Raw genomic sequence first — 5,317 nt, 5'->3', positions numbered from 1 at the left:
GGGAGATGAACATCTCCGCGATGAGGGCCAGGCTCTGGTCGAAGGGGGCGTACACGCGAGTGATGACCAGCAAGAAAAGGAACAACACCATGAAGTCGATCTGCCCGGACAAGATCATGCTGGCCCCCGTCAGGATGGTAGTCGCTACACCCAGGCGCATAATCACGCTGGCGGCGTTTACGAACAGGCCGGTGGTAAGCTCGCCCCGGATGGTGACTTTTTCGTGCTGGTCGATCTTCTCATAAAGACCGGCCAGATACCGCTCCTCCTGGTTGGCAGCCCGTATCTCCCGGACGTTCTCCAACGCCTCCTGGATGCCGTCTGAGACCCGAAGGGCGGCTTTTTTTGTCACTTCGGAGTTTTGGGCGGCGATTTTCCGGCTGCCGAACAGCAGCCCAAAGGCCACCGGCACACCCCAAAGGCAGGCGATCATCAGCCGCCAGTCGTAGAAGAGCAGGCACAGGGCGATGATGGCAGTGGAGATGTAGGCCCCGTACAGGTATCCCAGCACATGGCTCCACACGTGCTCCATCCGGTTTACGTCCCCCATGATGGTTTCAGTTAAGTCCGCCAGGTCCCGCTTACCGAAGTAGCCCAGGGGCAACTTCCGCAGCCGCTCCGCCAGGCGCAGGCGGGTGGTCTTGACCTCACCGTACACCAGGCCGTAGGTGGCCCGGTACTGCTGCAGGTGGGTCACAAAGGACAGCAGGACGAACCCCACGGTCAGGACTGCCGGCAGCGCCGCCCCCGGCAGGGGCGCGCCGTCCGTCAGGGTGCCCATAAAGCCCCCCATCAGCAGGTAAAGGATGCCCATGCCGCCCATGACCACCAGGTTGGTGACGACGGTCCAGAACGCGCCGCTTTTGGTGTTTTTCAGGCCCTGGTCGGTCAGGGCGTATTTGCGCTGAAACGCTTTGCTGAACATTTCCCTTCCCCCTTTCTCACCGTTCGCTGGTGATCTTCCACTGGACCGCCCGGTTGTAGTCCGCCCACATCCTGGCATACAGCCCGCCGGCGGCAGTCAACTCCTCGTGCGTGCCCTGTTCCACTATGCGCCCCTGGTCCAGGACGAGGATCCTGTCCGCCCCCACCACGGTGGACAGGCGGTGGGCGATCATGATGACCGTGCGGCCTTTCGTCAGTTGGGCAAAGGCTTTCTGAATCAGGGCCTCGTTCTCCGGGTCGGCAAAGGCGGTGGCCTCGTCCAGCACCACGATGGGGGCGTCTTTCAAGATGGCCCTGGCCAGGGCCACCCGCTGCTGCTCCCCGCCGGAGAGGTAGGTGCCCTCTGTACCGATCACAGTGTCCATGCCCTTTGGCAGCTTTTCCAGAATGTCTCCGCACTGGGCGGCCATGAGGGCGGCGAGCACCTGCTCCCGGGTGGCCTCCGGCCTTGCGGCCCGGACGTTCTCCAGGATGGAGGTCTTGAACAGGCGGCTGTTCTGGAACACAAAGGCGATCTGATCCATGAGCGCGTGGGGGTCCATGTTCCGCACGTCCACGCCGCCCACCAGCACCGCGCCGGAGCTTACGTCCCAGAACCGGGGGATCAGGCTGGCGGCGGTGGTCTTGCCTCCTCCGGAGGGGCCCACCAAAGCCACCGTCTGTCCCGGCTCCGCCGTGAAGGAGACGTGGGACAGTGCCGGGGTTTCCGCCCCGTCGTAGGTGAAGCTCACGTCCCGGAACTCCACCCGGCTGCCCTGGGGCTCCTTGGGATGCTCCGGGATCTTTAACGCCGGAGCCTCCATGACCATGCGGATACGGCCCAGGGCGGTACCGGCCAGCATGATACCGGAGGAGGCGAACATGATCCGGGCCAGCGCTGTGGAGATGATGGCGGAGAACACCGCGTAAAAGGCGAAGTCAGTCACAAACCCGGCGAAGCTCCCGGCGGCCAGGGCCCCCGGGGCCAGGAACAGGGCCGCCGGAACCAGGAACACGAAGGCCCCCTCGGTGACGGTCAGGTTGATGGACTGGGGCACCCGGCACACGTTTGCCTGATAGTGCTCGGCCTTGGCGCTGTACTCCTCAATGGCCTGTTGGAAGGCTTTGAAGGAATAGACCGTCTGCTGGAAGATCTTCACCACCGGGATGCCCCGGACATACTCCGTGCCCGCCTTGGTCATGCGGTCCTGGGCCGCCTGGTACTCCGCCATGATCTGGGCGTTCTTGCCCCCCATCATGGCGAACATGGTGAGGATGGAGATCACCGCCGCCAGCAGGCAGGCACAGCCCATCCGCCAGTCAAAGACGAACATCAGCACCAGCATGGCAATAAACAGGGTGATGGTACCCACGATGTCTGCCAGATTGTGGGCCAGCAGGGTCTCGGTGTCGGCCGCCGCCGCGTCCAGCCGTCCCCGGATGAGGCCGGAGGCGTTGGCGTCGAACCAGCCCAGAGGGGCGTTCATCACATGGGCCACGCCCTGCTTGCGGATGTTGGCCGCCGTGCGGAAAGCCGCCAGGTGAGTACACATCAGCCCCCCGAAGTACAGCACGATGCCCCCGAAGGCAGCCCCGAAGGCCAGCCACCCGTACCGGGCGACGCTCTGGGCCTGCGTCCAGTTTGGAGCAACTTCGATCAGATCCCGGGCCGCCAGCCAGATGCAGAGGTAAGGGATCATGCTGCACACCATGGACGCCGCCGACAGGCCGAGGCCCAGAAAGGTCAGCCCCCGGTGGCTCCCCGCGTAGTCCAGCAGGGCGGCTATATCGTTCTTCTTCTTTTGCTTCATGGAAAAACCTCCTTTTGAAAGTTAGCAATAACTAACCAATATCCAAAAAAGACAGGGGTCATCCCCCCATCAATTTCAGCCATCCTCCGGTGTAAAACTGGCGGAACTGTTCCACGTCCCGCTGTGCCTGCTCCCGGGGCATATCGTGGACCACGATCTCAAAGAGGCCGCTGAACATCCCGCTGGCGATGATGTGGCACAGGGACCGGCTCAGTTCCGGCACATCCCGCCCCAGATGCCGCAGCACTTCCATATAGCGGAGGGTGGATTCCACCTCCACCTCCACCATGTTGTGGATGAATTGCTCATAGCCGGTGCCCTCCGCCCGGCACAGGAGCAGCTTCACTGCCTGGCGGTGCTGGCAGATGTAGTCCACCATCCAGTGGACACAGTCCGAGGATTCTATCCCCATATGCTCCGGCTGCTGTTCCTCGGGCAACTCAGCAAAGGAGGTCTGGGCCTCCATGAACCGGCCCATCAGTGCCTTGGCGTGGGGTTCTACAATAGAGGCAAATAGAGCCTCCTTGCTGGAGAAGTAGCCATAGAAAGCTCCGGTAGTTACCCCGGCGTTCTTCACGATCTGCCGCAGGGAGGCCCCCAGAAACCCTTTGTCCAGAAACTCTTCCATAGCCGCATCCTGGATTTTTTCCAATGTGGTAGCGGTGGTCTCTTCCATTTTGACAGTCTCCTTATAGCAGTGTTATATAACAATGCTATAGTATAGCTGTCGGATCCATTTGTCAAGAGGTGGAAGAAAATTTTCCCACGGCGCATGATAAAAAATGCCCCGGCGTACAACTGCACGCCGGAGCATTCGAGTATAAAATCATCGCTTACGGTTTGCGCCGGAAAAGATACGCCGCGCCGAAGAGGCCCAGAAGAACACCGCCCAGGATCTGAAAGCCAGTTACCGCGCTCTGCATGAGCAACACATAGCTCTGGGTGTCCATCCCGCCATAAATCGAAAGATAATTTCCAATATAGGCGTTCCCCAGCGGTACTGCCAGCAGCACCAGCAGTGCGCCGACCACAGCACCAATCAGATAGAATGCATTCTTCTTCATATTCATATTCCGCCCTCCCTACAGTCGATGATCGAAATAAACTCATGCGGGATCTTCCGAACTTTACAGATCATTCGGTACCTTTGTCTCTTGCCTGGCTACCGGTAGGGCGCCCATGCTGTGGAGGCTCACTCCAAGGGTGGACAGGTTATGGAGCATGGCGGAGGTGGCGGGGGGCAGGATACCCGCTACGCCAAGGCCGATGAGCGCCCCATTGAAGCCGATAACGAAACGGTAGTTGTTCTGGATGCGGCGCATAAGGGCCATAGCCAGCTGCCGCAGGCGCACCAGCTCCCACAGGCTGTCGGCGGCGATGGTAATGTCGGCAATCTCCCGAGCGATGGCCGCCCCGTCGCTGATGGCGATGCCGGCGTCCGCCTCGGAGAGAGCCGGGGAGTCGTTGATGCCGTCTCCCACCATGAGGACGGTATGGCCCTCACGCCGCAGGGCGGACACATAGTCCGCTTTGTCCGCAGGGAGCACTCCGGCCCGAAAGTCGTCTACCCCCAATTCCTTGGCAATAGCGGTGGCGGTGCGGGGGCTGTCCCCGGTGAGCATGACGGCGTTTTTCACGCCCAGGCCCCGCAGGGCGGAGAGCACGTCCTTCGCCTCCTCCCGCACGGGGTCGGAGATGCAGAGCACGGCGGAGAGCACCCCGTCAATGGCCAGATACAACTGAGAGAACTCCGGGGGCAGTGCGTCGAACTTCTCCTGCTCTCCCTCCGGGATGGTCACCTTTTCATCTTCAAAGATGAAGTGGGCGCTGCCGATGCGTACCTGCTCCCCATCCACCGAACTAGCGATGCCGTGAGCCACCAGGTATTCCACCTTCGCATGGCGTTCCTCATGGTTCAGGCCGCGGCGGCGGGCCTCCTCCACCACGGCGTTGGCCATGGAGTGGGGGAAGTGCTCCTCCAGGCAGGCGGCCAGACGGAGCATCTCCGCCTCCTCCATGCCATTGAAGGGAATGACCCGGGCCACCCGGGGGCAGGCGTGGGTGAGGGTGCCGGTCTTGTCAAAGACGATGGTATCCGCTTTTGCCACCGCCTCCAGGAATTTACCGCCCTTGACAGTGATGTGCTCCCGTCCCGCCTCCCGCATGGCGGAGAGCACCGCCAGGGGCATGGCCAGCTTCAGGGCGCAGGAGAAGTCCACCATGAGCACCGACAGGGCCCGGGTCACGTTCCGGGTGAGGGCCAGGCTCAGCAGGCTCCCGGCGAAGGTATAGGGCACCAGCTTGTCCGCCAAGCCGGATGCCTTGGCCTCGGCGGCGGACTTCATCTGCTCGGACCGCTGGATCATCTCCACGATCTGGTCGTAGCGACCCTGGCCGGAGACCTGTTTTACCTCCAGGACGCACTCGCCCTCCTCCACCACGGTTCCGGCGTACACCGCGCCGCCGGAATGCTTGGCCACAGGGACGGACTCGCCGGTGAGGGATGCCTGGTTGACGGTGACCTCCCCTTCCGCCACCACGCTGTCCAGGGGGATAACGCCCCCGGCCCGGACCACCACCCG

The 5,317-nt window shown here is 62.1% G+C and carries 5 protein-coding genes; all 5 read right to left on the bottom strand.

Going from position 1 to position 5,317, the window contains the following annotated elements; translation table 11 throughout:
• The coding region (locus tag QVE23_RS09270; RefSeq protein WP_287968022.1) for an ABC transporter transmembrane domain-containing protein at positions 1-925 on the bottom strand (925 nt) is incomplete at its 3' end.
• Between the two features lie 16 nt (positions 926-941).
• Positions 942-2,735, bottom strand: coding sequence for an ABC transporter ATP-binding protein (locus QVE23_RS09265; protein ID WP_287968020.1), 1,794 nt, complete (start codon positions 2,733-2,735; stop codon positions 942-944).
• A 58-nt stretch (positions 2,736-2,793) separates the two neighbouring features.
• On the bottom strand, positions 2,794-3,411 hold the full coding sequence (locus QVE23_RS09260; RefSeq protein WP_287968018.1) for a TetR/AcrR family transcriptional regulator: 618 nt from the start codon (positions 3,409-3,411) through the stop codon (positions 2,794-2,796).
• Between the two features lie 157 nt (positions 3,412-3,568).
• On the bottom strand, positions 3,569-3,805 hold the full coding sequence (locus tag QVE23_RS09255; protein WP_287968017.1) for a hypothetical protein: 237 nt from the start codon (positions 3,803-3,805) through the stop codon (positions 3,569-3,571).
• Between the two features lie 57 nt (positions 3,806-3,862).
• On the bottom strand, positions 3,863-5,317 hold a 1,455-nt coding region (locus QVE23_RS09250), incomplete at its 5' end, for a heavy metal translocating P-type ATPase (RefSeq protein WP_502919089.1).

Origin of the sequence: Oscillibacter sp. KLE 1728, from assembly GCF_934833455.1 — a bacterium.
Lineage (GTDB): Bacteria > Bacillota > Clostridia > Oscillospirales > Oscillospiraceae > Oscillibacter > Oscillibacter welbionis.
Note: the sequence above shows the minus strand (reverse complement) of the source record. Positions and strands in the feature narration are given on the sequence as shown.

Excerpts from the sequence above, each read along its gene's own strand:
- QVE23_RS09265 (WP_287968020.1), bottom strand. The coding sequence starts at position 2,735 with ATGAAGCAAAAGAAGAAGAACGATATAGCCGCCCTGCTGGACTACGCG.
- QVE23_RS09260 (WP_287968018.1), bottom strand. The coding sequence starts at position 3,411 with ATGGAAGAGACCACCGCTACCACATTGGAAAAAATCCAGGATGCGGCT.
- QVE23_RS09255 (WP_287968017.1), bottom strand. The coding sequence starts at position 3,805 with ATGAATATGAAGAAGAATGCATTCTATCTGATTGGTGCTGTGGTCGGC.